General features: G+C 71.6%; 20 protein-coding genes. 13 read left to right on the forward strand and 7 right to left on the reverse strand.

Going from position 1 to position 20,633, the window contains the following annotated elements:
- Window positions 1-68: 68 nt before the first annotated feature.
- Both AMYTH_RS0101765 and AMYTH_RS0101770 read left to right on the forward strand, forming a co-directional pair.
- Window positions 69-926, forward strand: coding sequence for an oxidoreductase (locus AMYTH_RS0101765; RefSeq protein WP_027928855.1), 858 nt, complete (start codon window positions 69-71; stop codon window positions 924-926).
- Between the two features lie 28 nt (window positions 927-954).
- Window positions 955-1,575 carry a TetR/AcrR family transcriptional regulator gene (locus AMYTH_RS0101770; protein ID WP_027928856.1) on the forward strand — a complete coding sequence of 207 codons (621 nt, stop codon included), beginning with the start codon at window positions 955-957 and terminating at the stop codon, window positions 1,573-1,575.
- 40 nt (window positions 1,576-1,615) lie between these two features.
- Here the strand turns inward: AMYTH_RS0101770 and AMYTH_RS0101775 are convergent, their stop codons facing one another.
- Window positions 1,616-2,305 (reverse strand): CAP domain-containing protein, encoded by a 690-nt coding sequence (locus AMYTH_RS0101775; RefSeq protein ID WP_228684531.1) that lies wholly within the window; start codon window positions 2,303-2,305, stop codon window positions 1,616-1,618.
- 124 nt (window positions 2,306-2,429) lie between these two features.
- Between AMYTH_RS0101775 and AMYTH_RS0101780 the strand changes: the two genes are divergently transcribed.
- From AMYTH_RS0101780 to AMYTH_RS0101795, 5 genes are all read left to right on the forward strand, one after another.
- Entirely contained in the window at window positions 2,430-3,056 is a 627-nt protein-coding gene (locus tag AMYTH_RS0101780) for a LysE family translocator (protein ID WP_027928858.1), read from the forward strand.
- Window positions 3,057-3,197: 141 nt separating this feature from the next.
- Window positions 3,198-3,545, forward strand: a complete 348-nt coding sequence (locus AMYTH_RS48555; protein ID WP_157360489.1) for a hypothetical protein — start codon at window positions 3,198-3,200, stop codon at window positions 3,543-3,545.
- 272 nt (window positions 3,546-3,817) lie between these two features.
- The gene (locus tag AMYTH_RS0101785) at window positions 3,818-4,135 is read left to right on the forward strand and encodes a hypothetical protein (RefSeq protein WP_027928859.1); all 318 of its coding nucleotides are present in this window, start codon (window positions 3,818-3,820) and stop codon (window positions 4,133-4,135) included.
- 97 nt (window positions 4,136-4,232) lie between these two features.
- On the forward strand, window positions 4,233-5,693 hold the full coding sequence (locus AMYTH_RS43395; RefSeq protein WP_157360490.1) for a hypothetical protein: 1,461 nt from the start codon (window positions 4,233-4,235) through the stop codon (window positions 5,691-5,693).
- 18 nt (window positions 5,694-5,711) lie between these two features.
- Window positions 5,712-6,314, forward strand: coding sequence for an HD domain-containing protein (locus AMYTH_RS0101795; protein WP_027928860.1), 603 nt, complete (start codon window positions 5,712-5,714; stop codon window positions 6,312-6,314).
- 73 nt (window positions 6,315-6,387) lie between these two features.
- Here the strand turns inward: AMYTH_RS0101795 and AMYTH_RS0101800 are convergent, their stop codons facing one another.
- Window positions 6,388-7,806 carry an MFS transporter gene (locus AMYTH_RS0101800; protein WP_027928861.1) on the reverse strand — a complete coding sequence of 473 codons (1,419 nt, stop codon included), beginning with the start codon at window positions 7,804-7,806 and terminating at the stop codon, window positions 6,388-6,390.
- A gap of 128 nt (window positions 7,807-7,934) precedes the next feature.
- Window positions 7,935-9,677 carry a VanW family protein gene (locus AMYTH_RS0101805; protein WP_027928862.1) on the reverse strand — a complete coding sequence of 581 codons (1,743 nt, stop codon included), beginning with the start codon at window positions 9,675-9,677 and terminating at the stop codon, window positions 7,935-7,937.
- Between the two features lie 10 nt (window positions 9,678-9,687).
- Between AMYTH_RS0101805 and AMYTH_RS43400 the strand changes: the two genes are divergently transcribed.
- Window positions 9,688-10,251 (forward strand): LuxR C-terminal-related transcriptional regulator, encoded by a 564-nt coding sequence (locus tag AMYTH_RS43400; protein ID WP_084022473.1) that lies wholly within the window; start codon window positions 9,688-9,690, stop codon window positions 10,249-10,251.
- Here the strand turns inward: AMYTH_RS43400 and AMYTH_RS50075 are convergent.
- Genes AMYTH_RS50075 through AMYTH_RS0101830 form a run of 3 tightly spaced genes read right to left on the reverse strand, consistent with a single transcriptional unit; the run spans window position 10,241 to window position 12,712 of the window.
- The gene (locus AMYTH_RS50075; protein WP_228684533.1) at window positions 10,241-10,654 is read right to left on the reverse strand and encodes an acyl-CoA dehydrogenase family protein; all 414 of its coding nucleotides are present in this window, start codon (window positions 10,652-10,654) and stop codon (window positions 10,241-10,243) included. The genes AMYTH_RS43400 and AMYTH_RS50075 overlap by 11 nt on opposite strands.
- Window positions 10,655-10,670: 16 nt before the next feature.
- Window positions 10,671-11,993: an FAD-binding oxidoreductase gene (locus tag AMYTH_RS0101825; protein ID WP_027928865.1), complete on the reverse strand. Its 1,323-nt coding sequence runs from the start codon at window positions 11,991-11,993 to the stop codon at window positions 10,671-10,673.
- Window positions 11,993-12,712, reverse strand: coding sequence for an alpha/beta hydrolase (locus AMYTH_RS0101830; RefSeq protein WP_051362458.1), 720 nt, complete (start codon window positions 12,710-12,712; stop codon window positions 11,993-11,995). The genes AMYTH_RS0101825 and AMYTH_RS0101830 overlap by 1 nt, the downstream gene beginning before the upstream one ends.
- A gap of 127 nt (window positions 12,713-12,839) precedes the next feature.
- Between AMYTH_RS0101830 and AMYTH_RS0101835 the strand changes: the two genes are divergently transcribed.
- From AMYTH_RS0101835 to AMYTH_RS0101850, 4 genes are all read left to right on the forward strand, one after another.
- Window positions 12,840-13,721 carry a LysR family transcriptional regulator gene (locus AMYTH_RS0101835; protein ID WP_027928867.1) on the forward strand — a complete coding sequence of 294 codons (882 nt, stop codon included), beginning with the start codon at window positions 12,840-12,842 and terminating at the stop codon, window positions 13,719-13,721.
- Window positions 13,722-13,803: 82 nt separating this feature from the next.
- Complete coding sequence (locus tag AMYTH_RS0101840; protein WP_027928868.1) at window positions 13,804-15,024, forward strand: LLM class flavin-dependent oxidoreductase; 1,221 nt, start codon at window positions 13,804-13,806, stop codon at window positions 15,022-15,024.
- Window positions 15,021-16,202 (forward strand): acyl-CoA dehydrogenase family protein, encoded by a 1,182-nt coding sequence (locus AMYTH_RS0101845; RefSeq protein ID WP_027928869.1) that lies wholly within the window; start codon window positions 15,021-15,023, stop codon window positions 16,200-16,202. The genes AMYTH_RS0101840 and AMYTH_RS0101845 overlap by 4 nt, the downstream gene beginning before the upstream one ends.
- 27 nt (window positions 16,203-16,229) lie before the next feature.
- The gene (locus tag AMYTH_RS0101850) at window positions 16,230-16,421 is read left to right on the forward strand and encodes a hypothetical protein (RefSeq protein ID WP_027928870.1); all 192 of its coding nucleotides are present in this window, start codon (window positions 16,230-16,232) and stop codon (window positions 16,419-16,421) included.
- A 121-nt stretch (window positions 16,422-16,542) separates the two neighbouring features.
- Here the strand turns inward: AMYTH_RS0101850 and AMYTH_RS0101855 are convergent, their stop codons facing one another.
- Window positions 16,543-18,849, reverse strand: a complete 2,307-nt coding sequence (locus AMYTH_RS0101855) for a molybdopterin-dependent oxidoreductase (RefSeq protein WP_027928871.1) — start codon at window positions 18,847-18,849, stop codon at window positions 16,543-16,545.
- 121 nt (window positions 18,850-18,970) lie between these two features.
- Here AMYTH_RS0101855 and AMYTH_RS0101860 point away from each other — a divergent pair, with 121 nt between their 5' ends.
- Complete coding sequence (locus AMYTH_RS0101860; RefSeq protein ID WP_027928872.1) at window positions 18,971-20,623, forward strand: ABC transporter substrate-binding protein; 1,653 nt, start codon at window positions 18,971-18,973, stop codon at window positions 20,621-20,623.
- Window positions 20,624-20,633: the final 10 nt, after the last annotated feature.

Raw genomic sequence — 20,633 nt, forward strand, 5'->3', positions numbered from 1 at the left:
CGGGCGGTTCAACGCGTGGATCGTCAACACATCGTCGATTTCTTTCTACGTGGTGTAGATTTTCGGGTATGACGAAGCGAACCTTCCTGATCACCGGCGCGAGCAGTGGCCTGGGTCGCGCGTTCGCGCAGGGCGCGCTGGCGGCCGGTCACACCGTTGTCGGCACGGTGCGCAAAGCCGAAGACCTGGAGAAGTTCGAAGCCCTCGCGCCCGGGCTCGCCCACGCGCGCCGGCTCGACGTGACCGACGACCAAGCGGTGTTCGACGTGGTCGGCGAGGTCGAGCGCAGCGTCGGGCCGATCGATGTGCTGATCGCGAACGCCGGCTACGGCCACGAGGGGGTGTTCGAGGAGTCGTCGATGGCGGAGTTGCGCGCGCAGTTCGACACGAACGTGTTCGGTGTGGCGGCCACTGTCCACGCGGTCCTGCCGGGGATGCGGAAGCGGCGCTCGGGACACATCTTCGCGGTCAGCTCGATGGGCGGGCTGATGACCGTCCCCGGGCTGGCGTACTACTGCAGCAGCAAGTACGCGGTGGTGGGCATGCTGGAGACCCTGGCCAAGGAGGTCGCGGGACTCGGTGTGCGGGTGACCATCCTCGAGCCCGGCTCGTTCCGCACCGACTGGGCGGGCCGCTCGATGGTGCGCAGCGAGCGGTCGATCGCGGACTACGACGAGCTGTTCGATCCGATCCGCGTGGCCCGGCAGGCGGCCAGCGGCAACCAGCTCGGCGACCCCACCAAGGCCGCCGAGGCCGTGCTCAAGGTGGTCGAGGCGGACAAGCCGCCGGTGCACCTGCTGCTCGGTTCGGATGCGTTGCGTCTCGTGGCGAGCGGGCGGGCTGCTGTGGCCGCGGACATCGACGCGTGGGAGGAGCTGTCGCGGTCCACGGACTTCCCGGACGGCCACCAGATCGCGGCGAATTGACCGTCGACGGAAAGGGGAGGGGCGGGCGATGCCTGATCCGGTCAAGGCGGGGCGGCGGCGGGCCGGCGCGCCGTCCAAAGGTGACCTGCGGGAGCTGAAGATCCTCGAAGTCCTCGAGGATCTGCTGGCGGTGAAGAGCTTCGATGCGCTGACGATCAACGACATCGCCGAACGCGCGGGGCTTTCCCGGGCGTCGATGTACTTCTACTTCAGCTCCAAGCAGGAGGCGCTGGTCGCGCTCTTCGCCAGGACCGTCGAGGCGCTTCGGGAGAAGTCCCGCGCCGCTGCCGACGATCCCGCACCTCCGCGGGACGCGATCGAGACGGCCATGAGGCGCACCCGCGACCGCTGGCGTGAGCACGGCCTGATCATGCGTGTCGCGATCGACCAGGCCTCCACGATCCCCGAGATCGGTGCGTTGTGGACGGAGACCGCGGAGATCTTCATCGACGCCATCACCGCGATCCTGATCCGTGCCGGCGCCGCGGACCACGACGGGCCGGACGGCGCACCGGCCGTCGCGCGCGCGTTGTGCTGGATGATCGAGCGGAGTTTCTACCACGCCTCAGCGGTGTCCCGCGAGGCGCTCGACCAGGCAGCCGAGACCTGTCAGGTCGTGTGGCTGCGAGCCGCCGGGATCGAGCCCTGACCTGCTTGGGCGGCGGCCTGCTGCCGCAGCGCCGGGACGCTCAGAAGCCGAAGTCCTGCGTCCAGTACCAGCCGGACTTCGCCACGCCCACGCCGAGTTTCGTGTAGGAGCAGTTGAGGATGTTGCGCCGGTGGCCGTCGGAGTTCATCCACATCTTCATGGTCTGCTCGGCGGTCGTCGAGCCCTTCGCGATGTTCTCCGCGCCGGGGCTGGGGTAGCCGGCGGCCTTGATGCGGTCGGCGAAGGTGCGGCCTTCCGGTGTGGTGTGGGAGAAGTAGCCGCGCCCGGACATGTCGTCGCTGTGCTTCTGGGCGGCGGTGGCGAGGCGGGAGTCGGCGCCCAGGGGGCCGCACCCGGCGGTGGCGCGTTCGGCGTTGACCAGCGCCAGGACCTGACCGGTGAGGGACGTGTCGGCGCGCGGGGTGCTCTTCGTGGTGGTCGTGGTGCGTTTCGTCGTCGTGGTGGTCGGCTTCGGCGGCGGGGGCGGGGTGGTCGTGGTGCTGCTCGGGGGTGGGGGAGGGGTGGTGGTCATCGTGGCCGGCGGGGTCGTCGCCGGGGTGGACGCGGTGGTGACCGGCGGTGTGCTCGGGACGGACTGCACGGCGGCCACGCGCACCGGCTCGTCCCGCAGGCCGCGGACGGTCAGCAGCCCGCCGGCCGCGATCGCGACGCCGAGCAGCACCGCGACGGCCAGGAGCACGTTCCGGCGCCGGTGGATTCGGGGGGACACGAGCGGAGAAAGTATCACGGAACGGTAACGGCACCGTCCTTCTAACGGTGTCACCTGGCTCACCCATCTGGAGTAGCCGGAAACTCGCTGTGATCTTCTCGGCGGAGCGTGTGAAGATTCCGTCATGCCGATCGACCCGAACCTGCTGGCGCTGTTCGTGCTGACCACAGCCGTCGCGATGATCACCCCCGGACCGGACATGCTGTTCGTCCTCGGCTGCGGCATGCGCGGCGGACCGCGGGCCGGCCTCCTCGCGACCGCCGGGGTGGCCGTCAGCGAGGCGGTGCACGTCGCGGTCGCGGCGGCCGGGCTGGCGGCGCTGTTCCTCGCGGTGCCGGTGGCGTTCACGGTGGTTCGCATCGTCGGCGCGATCTACCTGGTGTACCTGGGCGTCCAGATGATCCGGCACCGCAAGGGCGTCCCCGGCGAGGTGCCCGCGGGTGGCGTGACGGGCCGCCGCGCCTTCGCGACGGGCCTGCTGACCAACCTGCTCAACCCGAAGATGGTCACCTACACGATCGCGCTGCTGCCGCAGTTCGTGGACCCGTCGCTCGGCCGGGTGTGGCTGCAGTTCGCCATCCTGGGCGCGATCCTCATCGCGATGGAGTTCCTGGTCGACGGCACGGTCGGCGTGCTGGCCGGCCGCATCGGCGAGTGGCTGCGGAACCGCCGAGCCGCCCGCCGCCGCATCGACGTCGCCACCGGCGGCCTCTTCATCGGCCTCGGCGTACGGCTCGCGGTGGACCGCTGACCAGCGGCCGCGAGGTCTGTGACTGGGTGTCGAACCGCTGGTCGCGCCGTCGGGCAACCAGTGCTTCGGTCACGACTGCCTGCCCCTGAAGATGGCTACCTGGAGCCTCATTCCGTGCCCGTTGCAATCACTCCTCGTCCCATGAACTCACGCGAGAGGGCGGTAGTTGAGCTGATTCTCGCGAACGAATTCCCCGGCGCAGTTGAACTGCGAGCTCAACTTGACTTTGTGCAGGTGGTTGCAAAATGGGGGACAGATCCAGCTAGTGTCGACTTGTCGGTACTGGAAGGGGCTTCCCGATCACCGGTGACCGCCGGCGTGATTCCGGTGGACGCAACAGTTGTGGATGAAACAGGTTCACTGTGCGGGGAGATCCTGCTCTGGGCTACCGATGGCTACCTCTCCGCTATCGAATATGCTTGGTATGTGGATGAGCCGCCTAGTATGCTTCCGGATATCGCAATGATCACCACCGAACTGCGAGCTTAGTCTGGTCGCTCAACTGCACTCCATTGCTCAGGCGTGTTCAAGCGGGAGCCGGTAGTCGCCACCAATGCCATCCTTCATCTCGCCTTGGTCAAGTAGGAATGATGCTGAAGTTTTCGGTCCTACCTGCGGCGCCGCTGGCAGGTCTCCTCCGGTACTCAAGGTCGGACCGCGCATTTGGCTTCCAGCCGCGCAATCCCGATGAGTTGGCAGGTCGCGCAGGATGCGGTGGCAGAACCAGTCTCGTCGCCGGCACCCTCCAGCTGGAGGTTGCCGTGGACACCGGTGAGGCCCTGTACGTATGGGGATACTTGCCGACGGAGTCGTGGCGGCGCGCAGCTTTGAGCCATCCGGACGCCGTCGGTGGCAGGGTGAAAGTCGAGTTGGACGGGCCCGCACTTGAAGCGGGCGTTTCCGAGACGATCGCCCCCTCGGATTGGGAAGTGTTGTTCGACCAGGATTCCGGCTTGGTTCGAGTGGTGCAGAATCGACGGTCGGCCGAACGGGTGGTGGAAATTGCCGACGGCGTCCGGCTCGGGCTGAGTGGAGCTTCGTTGAACTCGTTTTGGCTTGCTCCTGAGTTCACGGAATAGGGGGTGTGCCGTGCGGGCCCATCGGCGATCCCCGTCAAGCTTGGTGGCGCCGGTCGCCTAGACTCTGCCGGTTCGGTCTTCCCCGGGGGTCAACTGCATGCTCACCGCACAAGCGGCGCCACGGCGTCCTTCGCTGCAGCGCCGTGGTGCGTCGAGCCACGTTGCGCTGCTCGCGGTCGTGTCGGCCGCCACGTTCTGGCTCGTCCACTCGAGCATCATCGACGACTCCTACATCACGCTCAGCTACGCGCGGAACCTCGGGCTGCACGGGCACTGGGGGCTGATCGCCGAGCAGACCTCGAACACCGCCACCTCGCCGCTGAACGTGCTCATCCTGGGCGCGCTCACCGCTGTGCTCAGGCACCCGGTGTGGGCTCTCGGAGTCCTGTTCGTCCTCGCCAACGTCGTGCTCGGGACCGCCCTCCGGCGCGTCACGCGGGTGCTGTCCCTGCCCGCCTGGGGTGCGGTCGCCGCCTGGCTGGTCGTCCTGCTCAACCCGCTGCTGCTTTCCGCGGTGGGCCTGGAGGTCACCCTCACCGCCGCGGTGCTCGCGCTCCTGCTGATGGCCGCCGTGGAGGCTCGGGCCGCAGCCTTCGGCGTGTGCGCGGGCCTGGCGGTGCTGACCCGCCTCGATCTGGCGATCATCGTCGTCGTCCTGTTCGTCGGCTCCCGGTCGTTGGGGCGCTCCTGGTGGAAGGCAGCCGCGGCGGCGGTGATGGTCGCCGGGCCCTGGTTCGTGTTCAGCTGGCTCGTCCTGGGGTCCTTCGTGCCGGACACGCTGCTCATCAAGACCCAGCAGCGATCCTGGGGCGGCTACCAGTTCGGCGAAGGGCCGCTCCTCCTGCTGCGCTTCTACCCGGCGGCGATCGTGCTGGCCTTCCTCCCGGCGGTGCTCGGCGTGCTCGCCCTCGCCGTCTGGGCGCGGCGGCGGGCACAGCTGGCCCTCCCGGCCGCGCTGGGGCTCGCGGGAATCCTGCACTACCTCGCCTACACCCTCCTCGGCGTGCCGCCCTACCACTGGTACTACGCACCGTCGCTGATCTGCCTCTCCCTCTTCGCCGCCCTCGCCGTCAGCGCGCTCGCCCGCGGGCTAGCTCTCCCCGTGGGTCTCCTCGTCGTGTGCCAGCTGGGCTTCGTCCTGCAGCACGGCCTTCCCTGGCAGCGGGCGGCGGTGACCACGAACTGGGCCAGCCCGGCGCAGTACGCGACCGCGGGCCGGGAACTCAAGGACCTGGTCGGCGATGAGCCCGTCCGCCTCGAAGGTGAGATCGGGGCCATCGCCTACTTCTGCGAGTGCACCGTCCTCGACCAGTTCTCCGACCGCACCCAACTGATCTCCGCGATCGACGCCGTCACCGCGCAGGCGGGGCCGGTCAAGCGGTGGCTGCTCCGCCTGAACTACCACTTCCTCGACCGGACCCCCGCGCCGCTCACGCCGCACTACATCCTGCGTGACGTCGCGACCCCGCCCGCTGGTGCGCCGGCGTGGCCCGCCACGTCGCCGTGGCACGGGCCCGGCGCGCCACCCGACGGCTACTACGCGCTGCTCCCCGCATAGCCGCGCGACAATGAGCGCATGCGGCTCACCGACGTCTCCCTTCCGGACAGTCCCGTCTGTCTCAACGCCATCGACGTGGCGAAGACCTACCACTCGCCTGCCCTGCTGAACCACTCGTTCCGCGCGTACGTGTGGGCGGCGGCCTACGGGACCGCGCACGACGTGGCCTTCGATGCCGAGTTGCTGTTCGTCGCGGCGTTGCTGCACGACGTCGGGCTGGTCGCGGAGTTCGACAGCCACACGGTGCCCTTCGAGGTCGCCGGTGGTCACGTGGCGTGGGTGTTCGCCGCGGGGGCCGGGTGGCCTCGGCCGCGGCGCGAGCGCCTGTCGGAGGTGATCGTCCGGCACATGTGGCACGAGGTGGACCAGGACGAGGACCCGGAGGGCTTCCTCCTGGCCCGCTCCACCGGGGTCGACATCACCGGCCGTCACCTCGACGACTTCCCCGACGCGTTCCAGGCCGAAGTGATGGGCCGCTATCCCCGGCTGACCCTGGCCGAGGAGTTCGTGCGGTGCTTCCAGGACCAGGCCAAGCGCAAGCCGGACAGCTCCGCTGCCGCCGCGATCGGCAACGACCTCGCCACCCGCATCGGCCGGAACCCACTGGAACAAGCCCGCTAGGCCACGACGCGAGAACGGCCGACGAGCGTTTTCGCCGCTCATCGGCCGCTTCGCGAGGAACAGTCGCCGGGGGTCAGAGGCTCGTCACCTCCTGCTTCGGCGCGGTCTCGGCCCGGGCGGTGCGGATCGTGGCCAGCCCGAGGAACCCGCCGACGAGGGCGATCGCGGCCGCGCCGAGGAAGGCGGCGGAGAAGCCGTCGGTGAGGGCGGTCGCGTCGCCGAGCTCACCGGCCCCGAAGGAGAGGCCGACCGCGGTCATCGCGGCCAGGCCGAGCGCCGAGCCGATCTGATAGGCGGTGTTCACGATCCCGGACGCGAGCCCGCCCTCCTCCGGCTTCGCGCTGGAGATCGCCATGCCCAGCGACGGGATGAACGCCAGCGCCTGACCAAGGGCGGCGACGAGGGATGCCGGCAGGACATCGACCACGAACGAGCCGGTCGGCCGGACGAACGACAACCACACCAGGCCCGCCGCCAGTGCCCACAGTCCCGCCACGATCAGGGTCTTCGATCCGAAGCGGGCGATCAGGCGCGGCGCCACGCCGACCATCAGGATCACGATCAGCAGCGTCATCGGGAGCAGCGCCGCGCCACCGGCGAACGCGCCGTAACCCAGGACCTGCTGCAGGTACAGGTTGAGGAAGTACCACATCGGGATCCACGCGGCGCCCAGCAGCAGCTGGGCCAGGTTCGCCGCACCCAGGTTCGGCGTGCGGAAGATGCCCAGGCGCACCAGCGGCACCCGGCGGGACCGCTGGATAACCAGGAAGATCGCCAGCAGCACGATCCCGCCGGCCAGTGCGCCCAGCGTCGCCGCCGATCCCCAGCCCTGCTCGGGAGCGCGCACGATGGCGAACACGGTGAGCGCGAGGCCCGCGGTGACGGCCACCGCGCCCGCCACGTCGACAGCGCCGCGGCGTGCGGGCGTGACCGGCATGAGGGCGGGCGTGGCCGCGATCGCGATCAGCGAGATCGGCACGTAGAGCCAGAAGATCCACGGCCAGGACAGCCATTCGGTGATCACGCCGCCGAGGAAGACACCCGCGGTGCCGCCGGCCGGCGCGGCCGCCCCGTAGAGCGCGAGCGCCTTCGTCAGCTCCTTCGGGCGCTCACCGAAGAGCACCATCAACAGCGTCAGGGCCGACGGCGCGATCAACGCCGCCCCGGCGCCCTGCAGGACCCGGCCGGTCAGCTCGATCGCGGCGGTGCCGGCGAGGGCGGCCACCATCGAACCGGCGAGGGTGACCACCCAGCCCGTGGTGAACATCCGCCGGGCGCCGAGCAGGTCCGACAGGCGGCCGCCGAGCAGCAGCAGCCCGCCGAAGGCGACCACGTAGGCGTTGAACACCCAGGACAGGCCGTCCGGGGTGAAGCCGAGATCGGACTGCATCTTCGGCAGCGCGACCCCGATGATCGAGGTGTCCATGATGACCATGAACTGGGCGAGCGCGAGGAACCCCAGGGCCCACCAGCGGCGGGAGTCGGTTCTCATCTCGGTCTCCTATACCTATGGGGGGTATCTGTACGACCGAGAAGTTAGCCCTGTGGACGAACGTGGCGCAAGTACCCCCTAGGGGTATTTGTGTGATCAAGGTCCCGCGCGCTCGGGGAATGCTTTCGTCAGCCGGCGCAGCGCACCGTGGGCTCAGGGTCGTACCGCACGGTCCGCGTCATGCGGCTGATCTCCCGTCCGCTCAGGTCGCGGACGATCCGCGTGTCCGAGGTGCGGAACCCCGGCTTGCCGCGGGCCGGCTGGCACGTGCTTCCCGCCGGTTTCGTGACCGTGTGCGGGTCGACGTAGTCGCCGCGCGGGCCGGGCACCGACTCGACCGTGACGTGCCTCGTGCCCCACAACCGCACGGTGATGGACTTCGGCGTCCAGATCGTCTGGATCGCGACCCCGGTGGGGAACTCGTTGGCGAACTTCAGGTCGATGACGCTGCTGCCGTCCGGGTTCTGGAAGACCGTCGCGTCGCGGCCGGCTGGGTAGCGGCTGATGTAGTAGCTGTGTTCCTTGTGCTCGACGTCGGTCATCCCGGCGAAGTAGGCGGCGTTGTAGAGGGTGGTGGCGAACTGCGAGATCCCGCCACCCACCTCGCGCTCCGGCACGCCCTCCTCGATCACGCCGGCCTCCACGTACCCCTGCGCGGCCTCCCGCGGGCCGGTGTACCCGTTGAGGCTGAACGTTTCCCCGGGCAGCACGATCGCGCCGGACACCTTCTCGGCGACCACCCGGATGTTCATCCCGGAGTCGGGTGCGAAGTTGCCGGTGGTGAACTCGCCGATCACCTCGGTGATCCCGAGCTGCCCGGCCCGGTCGGTGGTGATCCTCGCCGGCACGGCCGCGTACCGGGCGTCGGCGGTCCGGTCGCGGCCCGGCCGGATCTCCTCCAGCAACCCGCTCAGGGTCTGGTCCCAGTCGACCGCGCGGCCGTCGACCGCCGGTACGACCGCGGGCCGGTCGTTGTCGAACCGCATCCGCGCGTCCTGCCCCGGCTTCTCCGTCGGCGCGAGCTGATCGGCCAGCGGGCCGAGCTTCGCGCGGTCGAGCCGTGGGACGAGCGTGCCGTTGTCGCCGGGCTGGAACGTCAGCGCGGCGGCGATCTGCGCGGGCTCCAGAGTGGCGTCCCGGCCGTCGCCGCGAACCGTTGCCGGCGCGGCGACAGCGGGCCGCGCGATCTCGTCGAGCGCCGCGCGCACTCCGTCCGGTGTGGTCTTCGGCGGACGGGGGAGCACCGGAGCCGGCACGCGCTCCGCGGTCGCCCAGCCGGTGAGCAGCACCTCCTCGGCCCGGACGGCGTCGAGCGCCTGGCCGGCCTGCGGATCGAGGGCGACGGGGGTGGTCCCGTCGAACCGGATGCCGCCCTCCACCACCGGCCGGTCGACCGCCGCCCGCAGCTCGTCGAGGGTGGCGGTCAGGGCGCCCGGGTCCGCCCGGGCCACCACGGCGATCTCGCGGTCGCGGAACAGCGACATCAACCGGGTCCACGGGTTCAGCGGCTGGGCACCCGCCGCGGCCACAGTCGCCCCGGCATCGACCCGCACCCCGGCCTCCGCGGGGACGAACGGGATCTCCCGGTCACCGGCGAGCACCTGAACCGGACGGCCGAGCCGGGGCGTCAGCTCGTCCCGCAGCGTCTGCTCCGCCGTGGACTTGCTCATGCCGCCGATCGCCACACCCGCCACGGTCGTGCCACGCGGGACGTCACCGGAGCTCAGCGCCAGGTCGAGCACGTACAGCACAGCGAGTACGAACAGGACAGCCGCCGCGGCGATCGTCGGGGGCCTGCGCCACCACGGTTTCGGCGCGACCTCGCCGACGCGGGGCAGGTACTCGGTGGGCTCGGGCGTCGAAGGAACCACCAGGTCCTAGTTGACCAAAACAGCCGGTTCAAACGCGGCGAACCGCCACGGCGCCGGGCAGGAACACCCCGGCCAGCGACGCGGACTCCGCGACGAGCAGGTCAGGCACGCAGCGCGGCCCGCGACGCGGGTGATCGTGCTGACGACCTTCGACGACGACGAGCACCTGTACCCGGCGCTGCGGGCGGGTGCGCACGGGTTCCTGGCCAAGGACGCGACGCCGGAAGAAGTGCTCGACGCGATCCGCCCGGTCGACGACGGGGACGCGCCGTTCAGCGCGGCGGTGCTCCGGCGGCTCGTGCACGCCGCGATTGCCGCGCGTGAGCGCACCGAAGCGCCCGCTCCCGGCCGGTGGCAGCTGACCGGACGGGAACAGGACGTGCTCGCCCTGCTCGGGCAGGGGCTGTCGAACGCCGAGATCGCCGCCGAGCTGCACCTCGGGGTCACCACAGTGAAGACGCACATCGCCAACCTGATGCCCAAGACCGGCGCCACGAAGCGGGTCGCTTGGCGGTGCTGGCCGCCCGCGGACTCACCGAGCGGACCGGCGACTAGCGGACAGCTCAGCCGGTGATCTCCTTGCCGAAGATGCCGCGGGCGATGACCCACTTCAGGATCTCGTTGGCGCCCTCGTAGATCTCACCGATCTTGCTGTCCCGGTAGATCGCCTCGACCGGGCCCGGGGTGCCGTCGGCGGCCAGCTCCCGCGCGAATCCCAGGCCGCCGAACGCCTGGACCGCGTCCCGGGCCATGTCCACCGCCAACCGGCTGCCGTACTGCTTCGCCATCGCGGCTTCCGGCTCCGGGAAGACCTCGCCGGCGTGGACGTCCCGTGGGCGGACACGCCCGAGTTCCCGCGCCCGCTGATGATGAGCCGCCTCGGACTGCGCGCCATCTGGGCCGTCGACCGCTTCAACGACCGGATCAACGGAAGCCGCCGCAACGCGCGGCGCGGCGGTGACCTCGGAGTCGTGCACCCGCGGAACAGCCGCGTCAAAAAGCCTTTCCCGGGTTGAGGATCCCCTGCGGGTCCAGCGCCGCCTTCACCGCGGCCTGCACCGACAGCACCTCCGGGCCCGCCTCGCGTGCCAGCCAGTCCCGCTTCAACAGCCCCACGCCGTGCTCGCCGGTGACCGTGCCGCCCAGGTCCAGCGCCAGCGCGAACAGGTCGTCCCCGGCGCGGCGGACCGCCGCGTCCAGCGTCTCGTAACCGACGATCGGGTGGAGGTTGCCGTCGCCGGCGTGAGCGAAGCTGTAGATCCGCACGCCGTGGGCGGCCGCGATCCGCGAAACCCCCGCGAAGGCCTCGGCGAGGCGGGACCGCGGCACGCAGATGTCCTCGATCAGCGCCCGGCCGAACCGCTCGATCGACGGCAGCGCCATCCGCCGGGCGAACAACAACCGCTCCGCGGACTCGGCGTCGTCACTCCACTCCGACCACGTCGCCTCCTCCGCCAGCACCTCCGCGATCGCCGTGATCTCCTCCTCGGCGGCCGGTCCGTCGGCCTGGGCGATCACCAGCGCACCGCCCCGCGCCGCCAGATCGGTGCCCTGCGCGCGGTCGACCACCTCCAGCGTCGCCCCGTCCAGCAACTCCAGCACGCTCGGCTCCCGCCGCTGCCGGGTGAGCCCGGCGCACGCCCGCGCGGCCGCCGCGACCGAGTCGAACGCCGCGGCCGCGGTGAGGGTGCGTGCGGGCAACGGGCGCAGCCGCAGCGTCGCGCCGACCACCACGCCCAGCGTGCCTTCCGAACCGACGAACAACGACGTCAGATCCAGCCCGGCGACACCCTTCACGGTGCGGCGCCCCGTCCTGATCAGCCTGCCGTCGGCCAGCACGACGTCCAGGCCCAGCACCGCTTCCCGCGTGACGCCGTACTTCACGCAGCGCATCCCGCCCGCGTTCGTCGCGATGTTGCCGCCGATCGTCGAGATCTCCGCGCTCGCCGGGTCCGGCGCATACCGCAGACCGAACGCCTGCGCCGCCCGATCCAGCTCCGCGGTGCGCACCCCGGGCTCGACCACGGCCAGCGCGTCCACCGGGTCGATCTCCACGATCCGGTCCAGCCCGCTGACGTCCAGCACCAGCTCACCTCGCCCGGCCACCGCTCCGCCGGCCAGCCCGGTGCCCGCGCCGCGCGGGACGACCGGGACGCCGTGCGCGGAAGCGAGCCGCAGCACCGCCCGCACACCGTCCACAGTGTCCGGACGGGCGACCGCGAGCGGGAGCCCGTCACCGGCGACCCCGGAACGGTCCCCGGCCACCGACGCCGGGAGGACCGGAACGACCGCCCGCAGCTCGTCCAGGAACCCCATCAGCCCTGGACGTCCACCACGATCGCGGGCAGATCACGGCCCAGGCGCAGGCTTTCCAGGAACAGCACCACGTTCGCGGCCACCGCGCGGTGGGACACGTCGTTGAGCACGTCGTGCCGCCCGCCGGAAACCTCCCGCAGCCGCGCCGTTGTCACCCCGCGGAACGGCTCGAACGCCGCGGCCGCCGCAGTCACCGGATCTGCGCTCCCGTGCAGCACGAGGACCGGCTTCGCGGGCACCCGCAACGACCACCCCGACGGCACCGGCCGGGCGAGCGCGCCACGCGTGAAACCGGTGTCCTCGCTGAGGATCCGCCGGTGCGTCGGGCACGCGGTGCGGGCTTCGAGCTCGTCGTCCCAGTCGCCGTCCCGCGCGCTGCCGGGCAGCGCGAGCCCGGCCAGCACCACGCCGTCCACCAGGTCCAGTTCGCCGGCCAGCGACGCGGCCAGCGTGGCGCCCGTGTCCGAGCCCACCAGCACCCTCGGCTCCGGTGTGTCCGACAGCAACGCCGCGACCGCCGCGCGGGCGGACGCCACGTCGTCGAGGTCCACCTCGACCACGCGCACCCGGTAGGCGTCGGCCGCGAGCCGCCTGCCGAAGCGCTGGTAGGAGGCCGGGGTCTCGCCGCGGCCGGTGAGCACGACGACGGTGCCGCGCGGGGCGAGGCCGGACGGCTCGTCCCACTCGGTGGGAGTGGTGGCAATCGCAGGAATGGTCACCCGGACAGCCTGACCCGGACCACCGCGCCGCGTCCAAGAGCGGTTCGCGATGGCTACCCATGCGCGACCGTGATGGGTGCCGTCTCACATAGCGGTCAGCCACAGCCGGTGGTGCTGTAATCGACGCATGACCAACTCGCTCGACCTGGAACACTTGCGGACGCTGATCGCGATCGCCGAGTGCGGTGGGTTCGGCAAAGCGGCCGCCGTGCGCCACATCAGCCAGCCCGCGCTGAGCCAGCACGTCCGGCTGCTGGAACGCGGCCTCAAGCGCAAGCTGTTCGAGCGCGACGGCCGCACCATGCGCTTCACCCGCGAGGGCGAGCGGGTCCTGGCCGAAGCCCGGCGGATCATCGAGGTGCACGACGCCTCGCTGCGGCGGCTGGAGGCCGAGCGCGCGCCGACGATCGTCGTCGGCTCCACCGAGCACAGCGCCGAGCAGATCCTGCCGGAGATGATCCGGGCGCTGCAGGCCGCGTTCCCGTTGTGCGCCACCAGGTTCGAGATCGGGCGGTCGACGCAGCTCACCGAGTCCGTCGCCAAGGGCACGGTCGACTTCGCGTTCATCCTCGACCCCACCGGGCGCAGCGCCGGGCACCTCGTCGGGAGCCTGCCGCTGGTCTGGTACTCGGCCCGCGGCTGGACCCCGCCGGAGGGGACGCTGCCGCTGATCGCGTTCGAGGAACCCTGCGGCATCCGGGAACGGGCGCTGTCCGTGCTCGCCGCCGACGACCGCCACGTCGAGGTCGCCGCGCAGTCCACGACCCTGGAGGGGGTGCTGGCCGGTGTCCGGGCCGGTCTCGGCGTCGCCCTGCTGCCCAGCGCGGGCGGGCGGCCGACGGGGTTGAGCGTGCGGAGCGACCTGCCCGAGGCCGGCACCACCCAGCTGCGCATGGTCACCCGGCGCGGCCTGCCCGAAGAGGTGGAACAGGCCGCGCTCACCGCCGGCGTGGAGTTCTTCGCGCAGCGGCCGCACCTGCAGCTCGTGACCGCGGCGCGTGGCGCGTGAGCAGCGTCCATAACGCCGGGCTATCGGTCCCATCCCCGGTTTGTCTTGGACGGCGCCGGACGCCCCGGCCTACGGTCCGATCATGACCAGTGCGCCCGCCTTCGACCACACGATCCCGGAAACCGCCTCCCCGCGGGTGGAGTTCATCAGCCTGTCGCACCTCAACCCGTCGACCGAGCTGAACCCGATCCCCACCCGCGGCATCGACCTGGAGTACTTCCGCACGTACGTGCGTGCCCTCGAGGACGGCGGGTTCGACTACACGCTGCTGCCCTACGGCTCGAACACGGCCGACTCGTTCGTCGTCGCCTCGGCCGTCGGCCAGCTCACCGAGCGGATCAAGCCGATCGTCGCGCTGCGCCCCAACACGACCTTCCCCCTGGTCGCCGCCCAGAAGCTCGCGACGCTGGACCAGCTCACCGAGGGGCGCGCGGTCGTCCACCTGATCTCCGGCGGCAGCGACGCCGAACAGGCCCGCCAGGGCGACTATCTGCCCAAGGACCGCCGCTACGCCCGCACCTCGGAGTACATCGACCTGCTGCGGCGCGCCTGGACCGAGCCGGCCCCGTTCAGTCACTCCGGCGAGTTCTACACCTTCGACGACTTCGGCCCCGGCTTCGCACCCTACGACTCGCCGATCCCGATCTCCATCGGCGGCCAGTCGGACGAGGCGTTCGCGATCGGCGGCGAGAAGGCCGACATCTTCAGCTTCTGGGGCGAGCCGCTGGACGACCTGCGCGGTGAGATCGAGCGGGTGCACGGGATCGCGCGCGCCGCGGGCCGCGCCACCCTGCCGCGGATCTGGGTGACCTTCCGCCCGATCGTCGGCCGCACCGACGAGGAGGCCTGGCAGAAGGCGCACACCTACGTCGCCAAGATCGCCGACACCTTCCGCGCCGCCGCCTACGGCAAGCAGCGCCACCAGCAGGCCGCGCCGCAGAACGTCGGCTCGCAGCGGGCGCTGGCGTTCGCCGAGCAGGCCGAGCTGTACGACCGTGCACTGTGGACACGCACGGCCGCCGTCACCAACGCAGCCGGGGCGTCCACCGCGCTGGTCGGGTCGGCCGAAACCGTCGCCGCGGCGATCCTCGACTACATCGATCGCGGCGCCGATCTGGTCAGCATCCGCGGTTACGACACCCTCAACGACGCCGTGGACTACGGACGTCACGTCCTGCCGCTGGTGCGCCAGGAGCTCGCGCACCGCGCGGCCACCGGACAGCGCGGGCGGCTGCAGGCCGAGCACCTGGGCAACTACGGCGAGGACTACCGGCGCTACGCCACCGCGCAGGAGCACGCATGACCGCGATCGCGCACGCCATCCCGGTCCCGGACCTCACGGACGACTCGCTGGCCGCCGTCACCGCGGAAGTCGCCGCGACGGCCGAGGAGTACGACCGGACCGGGGCCGTGCCCGTGCTGGGCCTGGCGGCCGCGCACCGCGCCGGCCTGCTCACCGCGACCGTCGGCCGCCAGTACGGCGGCCCCGGTGCGGGCCCGCGGGACACCGCGCGCATCCTCACCGCGCTCGGCGAGGGCGACCCGTCGGTCGCGTTGATCGCCGCCAACACCCTGATGGCGCACGCCGCCCAGGCCGCGAACCCGCACTGGCCCCGCGAGCTGTACGACGACCTGCTCGAACGCTCCCTGGCCGGGCCCGCGCCGGTCAACGCCATCCGCGCCGAACCCGAACTCGGCGCCCCGGCCCGCGGCGGGCTGCCGAAGACGACGGTGCGGCGGACCGGTTCCGGCTGGGTGCTCGACGGCCACAAGTCCTACGCCACCGGCGGCGAAGCGCTGGCCTACCACGTGGTGTGGGCGGTGGCCGCCGAGCCGGGCGGCGATCCGGACGCCCCGCGCGTCGGGCACGTGATCGTCCCCGCCGACCGGCCCGGCATCACCTGGGTCGACACGTGGGACCACCTGGGGTTGCGCGCCTCCAACACCCACGACGTGATCTACCAGGGGGTCGAGCTGCCCGCGGACGCGTTCGTGGAGATCCCGCGCGGCCCGGACGGCGTCTACCGCGACCCGGCGGCCACGACCGCGCCCGGCGGGTTCGGTCATCCCGCGCTCTACCTCGGGGTCGCGAAGGCGGCGCGCCGGGCGTTCGCGGACTTCGCCCGCTCGCGGGTGCCGGGCGCGCTCGGCAGGCCGATCGCCACGACCGAGCGGATCCAGTCCGTGGCCGGCGAGATCGACCTGCAGATCGCGCAGGCGGAAACCCTGCTGCACGGCGCGCTCCTGCGGGTCGAAGCGGGGGAGGAGGCGGTCTTGCCGCAGCTGCCGGTGATCAAGGTCGCGATCGCGCGGGCGGTGGTGGCCGCGGTGCAGACGGCGGTTGCGGCGCTGGGGAATCCGGCGTTGTCGCGGCGGAATGCGTTGGAGCGGCACTTGCGGGATGTGTTGTGTGTGCGTGTGCACCCGCCGCAGGAGGACGCCGCGCTGCTCGCCGCGGGGCGGCGCGTGTTGGGGGTGTGACCTTCAGCGGGGCCGGGCGGTTCGTAGGTGGGCACCGGGGCGATCGCGCGGGCGGTGGTGGCCGCGGTGCAGACGGCGGTTGCGGCGCTGGGGAATCCGGCGTTGTCGCGGCGGAATGCGTTGGAGCGGCACTTGCGGGATGTGTTGTGTGTGCGTGTGCATCCGCCGCAGGAGGACGCCGCGCTGCTCGCCGCGGGGCGGCGCGTCCTGGGGAGCTGACGGCAGCGGGCCAGTGCCTGCGGGGTGACCGACGCGATCGGTGTTTGGCGAACGCGGGCGGCCAGTCGGCCGTGGAACTCATGGGAACACCCGCCGCTCCGACGTTAGGCCCGTAGCTGGATCACCGATCACTCCCCAGCCGGGGCGGGTCGTAGGCGCGCACCGGCGGCAGCGGCCCCTCGTACCGGGTCACGGTCACCAGCACGTGCGCGCCGCTGGTGGCTTGCGTCAGCGTCGACGTCCCGGCGTCGCGGGTCAGCACGTTCACGTTGCCGTTGACGCAGTCCGCCACCTCCGGCGCGCTCGGGTCGTACCACGCGCCGGTGTGCATCTGCGCCACACCCGGCAGCAGCGCGTCCGTCACGACGACACCCACGAGCAGGCTGCCTTGCGCGCTGCGCACCAGCGCGACATCACCGTCGGCGAGGCCGCGCGCGGCCGCGTCCGCCGGGTGCAGCCGCAGCGGCTCGCGGCCCGCGACCTTGGTCGACTGGCTGGCCGCGCCCATGTCCAGCTGGCTGTGCAGCCGGTGCGAGGGCTGGTTGCACAGCAGGTGCAGGTCGAACTCCGCGGCCAGCGGCGAACCCCACCACTGCGCCGGCTCCCGCCACTGCGCGTGCCCTCCCAAATCGGGCAGGCCGAACCCCGCCAGCGTCTCCGAGAACAACTCGATCCGGCCGCTCGGCGTCCCTAGCGGGTGCGCGACCGGATCCGCCCGGAAGGCCTCGAAAACTCGGTCGGAGTGCGGTTCCCGCGGCAACGCCACCCCGCCCTCCCGCCAGAACTCGTCGAACGGCGGCGCGGGCGGCGACCCCGGCGCGGCTCGCCACTCCTCGTAGATCCGCTCCAGCCACTGCCGCGAATCCAGCCCCTCGGCGAAATCCGCGCCCAGCCGCTCGGCCAGCCGCGTGTAGATCCAGAACTCCTCACGCGCCTCCCCGTGCGGCGGCACCGCCCGCGGCACCGCCCGCAGCCGGGTGTCGCCCGCGCCGGCCGCCAGGTCGTCGCGTTCCAGCGTGCTCGCCACCGGCAGGACCACGTCCGCGTGCCGCGCGGTGGGCGTCCAGTGCGTCTCGTGCACGACGAACGTGTCCAGCCGGGACAGCGCCCGCCGCAGCCGCCGCAGGTCCTGGTGGTGGTGGAACGGGTTCCCGCCCGCCCAGTAGGCGAGCCTGACCTCCGGCAGCCGCAGCCGCCCGCCGTTGTAGGGGATCTCCTCGCCCGGATGCAGCAGCAGGTCGCTGATGCGGGCACACGGGATGAAGTCCGGCACCGGGTTGCGCCCCTGCGGGAAGGTCGGCAGCGGCGCCCCCGCGATCCCCACGCCGTAGTCGCCCATCGAGCCGAACCCGTGCGCGAACCCACCGCCGGGCAGCCCGATCTGGCCGAGGAACGCCGCCAGGGTCAGCGCCGCGAACACCGGCTGCTCGCCCCGTTCGCCGCGCTGCAGCGCGTAGACCACGTTGACGAGCGTGCGCCCGGCCGCCATCCGGTGCGCGAGCTCGCGGATCACCCCGGCCGGGGTGCGGCTGATCCGCTCCGCCCACTCAGGCGTTTTGGGCACGCCGTCCACATCCCCAAGCACGTACCGGCGGACCCGCTCGGCGCCCACCGTGTAGGTCGCGAGGAACTCCTCGTCGGCCAGGCCGTCGGTGACGAGCACGTGGATGAGCGCGAGGATCACGGCCGTGTCGGTCGCGGGCATCACGCCGATCCACTCGGCGCCCAGATCGGCGAACACGTCGTCCCGCTGGGCCGACAGCGCCACCACCTCCGTGCTGCGGCCAACCTCCCGGGCGAGAGCGGACCCGGCCTGCCGCGCGTGCCCGCCCGGCACCACCCACGTGTTGGACCGCCGCATGCCGCCGAAACTCACCAGCAGATCGGTGTGCTCGGCGATGTCGCGCCAGGACACCGGTTTCCCGCGGAGGTCCACAGTGGCCGGTGCGCCGATCAGGTGGGGGAGCAGCACCATGCTCGCGCCGCGGCTGTAGTCGTTGACCGATCGCGTGTAGCCGCCGATCGTGTTGAGGAACCGGTGCAGCTGGCTCTGCGCGTGGTGCAGCCGGCCCGCGCTGCCCCAGCCGTAGGAACCGCCGAAGATCGCCTGGTTGCCGAACGCCGACCGCACCCGCGCCAGCTCGCCGGCGAGCAGGTCCAGCGCCGTGTCCCAGCCGACCTCCACGTACTCGTCGTCCGGTGCTCCGCGCCGGTCGTCCGGCCCCGGCCCCCGCTCCAGCCAGCGACGCCGCACCGCCGGCCGGGCCACCCGGGAGCGGTGCCCGTGCGCGCTCGCCACGTTGCCGATCGCCGGTGCGGCGTCCGGGTCGTCGGGGTACGGCCGGGCGGCGACGACGCCGCGGCCGTCGGCCGACACCTCGACCCGGTAGGTTCCCCAGTGCGCGCTCGTCTCGCTCGTCCGGCCCACGCCCCGACACTAACCACACGCGCGCCGCGGTCCCCGCAACCGGCCGATCAGACTCCTCGATGGGATCCCATCCCCATTTCGTCTTGGACCGCGCGGCCCGCGCGCTCGTAGGTTGCCTGCCATGCAGACTCCCCGCGTCAGACCACCCGGCCGCATCACCCGGTTGATCGCCGGCCTCGCCGCCGTCGTCGTCCTCGCCGCGTGCGCGCCGGGCACGGCGAACACGGGAAGCGGCTCGGGCCAGCCGAAACCGGGCGGCGACATCACGTTCCTCATCGACTCGCTCGGCGACACCTGGATCCCCAACAACAGCTCGATCTCCAGTTTCCAGGGCCACATCTGGGGACACGTGACCGACAAGCTCGTCTACGTCGACGACAAGGGCGCGGTCAGCCCGTGGATCGCGGAACGGTGGGAACAGAACGCCGACGCCACCGAGTTCACGCTGCACCTCAAGCAGGGCGTGACGTTCTCCGACGGCACCCCGCTGGACGCCGCCGCCGTGCTGGCCAATCTCGACATCTGGGCGAAGGGCGACACGGCCCGCGGCATCAACCCGATCGGCCTGTTCCCCAAGACCTACGACCACGCCCAGGTGGTGGACCCGGCCACCGTCAAGGTGTTCTTCCGCGCCCCGACCCTCGGGTTCATCCCGACGCTCGGCTACCACGGCTCGATCCTGATCTCGCCGAAGACCCTGGCGCTGCCCGCCGACCAGCAGGCCGACCTGTCCAACGACATCGGCAGCGGGCCCTTCGTCGTCGCCTCCTGGAAGGAAGGCGACAGCGTGGTGCTCAAGAAGCGGGCCGACTACAACTGGGGACCCCCGGCGCTGGGCCACCAGGGACCCGCCTACCTGGACTCGATCACCTACAAGCTCGTCGCCGAACCGTCGGTGCGCACCGCCGCCGTCCAGTCCGGCCAGGCCGACGTGGCCTACAACCCCTCGCCGCAGGAGCTGGCGTCGTTCAAGGCGCAGGGCTTCACCACCGCCACGCCCCGCTACCTCGGCTTCGTCAACGGCTACGCGATCAACACCAAGGTCGCGCCCTTCGACGACATCCGGGTGCGGCAGGCGCTGCAGCACGGCATCAACCGCGACGAGATCATCTCCACCGTCTACACACCGGACTGGCTGCCCGCGAAGTCGTTCATCCAGAGCAACGTGCCCGGCGTGACCGACCACAGCGCCGACTTCGCCTACGACGAAGCCACGGCCAACCGCCTGCTTGACGAGGCGGGCTGGGTGCGCGGCGCGGACGGTGTGCGCGCCAAGGACGGCAAGCAGCTGGCACTGACCCTGTTCCCCAACCCCTACCTGGCGACCTCGAAGTCGATCGACGAGCTGGTCGCGCAGCAGCTCGGCAGGATCGGCTTCAAGGTGACGCTCCAGGCGTTCGACGTGGTCACCTACAGCTCCCGCGTCGACAAGCCGGGCAACCCGAACGTGCCCGCCTACGAGATCACCCGCAGCTTCATCGACGCGGGCACCGTCGCGGGCGTGCTCACCGACGCGAACAAGGGCGAGAACTGGTTCGGCCTCGGCCAGAGCGACCCTGAACTCGTGCGGCTGGGCGCCGCGGTGGCCGGCGCCAAGACCGTCGCCGACCGCGACGCGGCGCTCGACCAGCTGCAGGGACACGTGCTGCGGCAGGGCTACTTCGTCCCGCTCACGCAGATCGTGCAGCGGATCTACCTCCAGTCGCCGAAGCTGCAGGGCGTGACCTACAACGGGATCGCCTACGCCAGCTACTACACCGCCTGGCTCGGCTGAGGTCCCCGTC

The organism is Amycolatopsis thermoflava N1165 (genome assembly GCF_000473265.1).
In the GTDB taxonomy this organism is placed as follows: Bacteria; Actinomycetota; Actinomycetes; order Mycobacteriales; family Pseudonocardiaceae; genus Amycolatopsis_E; species Amycolatopsis_E thermoflava.

What these genes read in the sequence shown, in the direction of transcription:
- AMYTH_RS0101765 (WP_027928855.1), top strand. Translation starts at nt 69, where the DNA reads ATGACGAAGCGAACCTTCCTGATCACCGGCGCGAGCAGTGGCCTGGGT.
- AMYTH_RS0101770 (WP_027928856.1), top strand. Translation starts at nt 955, where the DNA reads ATGCCTGATCCGGTCAAGGCGGGGCGGCGGCGGGCCGGCGCGCCGTCC.
- AMYTH_RS0101780 (WP_027928858.1), top strand. Translation starts at nt 2,430, where the DNA reads ATGCCGATCGACCCGAACCTGCTGGCGCTGTTCGTGCTGACCACAGCC.
- AMYTH_RS48555 (WP_157360489.1), top strand. Translation starts at nt 3,198, where the DNA reads ATGAACTCACGCGAGAGGGCGGTAGTTGAGCTGATTCTCGCGAACGAA.
- AMYTH_RS43395 (WP_157360490.1), top strand. Translation starts at nt 4,233, where the DNA reads ATGCTCACCGCACAAGCGGCGCCACGGCGTCCTTCGCTGCAGCGCCGT.
- AMYTH_RS0101795 (WP_027928860.1), top strand. Translation starts at nt 5,712, where the DNA reads ATGCGGCTCACCGACGTCTCCCTTCCGGACAGTCCCGTCTGTCTCAAC.
- AMYTH_RS0101800 (WP_027928861.1), bottom strand. Translation starts at nt 7,806, where the DNA reads ATGAGAACCGACTCCCGCCGCTGGTGGGCCCTGGGGTTCCTCGCGCTC.
- AMYTH_RS0101825 (WP_027928865.1), bottom strand. Translation starts at nt 11,993, where the DNA reads ATGGGGTTCCTGGACGAGCTGCGGGCGGTCGTTCCGGTCCTCCCGGCG.
- AMYTH_RS0101835 (WP_027928867.1), top strand. Translation starts at nt 12,840, where the DNA reads ATGACCAACTCGCTCGACCTGGAACACTTGCGGACGCTGATCGCGATC.
- AMYTH_RS0101840 (WP_027928868.1), top strand. Translation starts at nt 13,804, where the DNA reads ATGACCAGTGCGCCCGCCTTCGACCACACGATCCCGGAAACCGCCTCC.
- AMYTH_RS0101845 (WP_027928869.1), top strand. Translation starts at nt 15,021, where the DNA reads ATGACCGCGATCGCGCACGCCATCCCGGTCCCGGACCTCACGGACGAC.
- AMYTH_RS0101860 (WP_027928872.1), top strand. Translation starts at nt 18,971, where the DNA reads ATGCAGACTCCCCGCGTCAGACCACCCGGCCGCATCACCCGGTTGATC.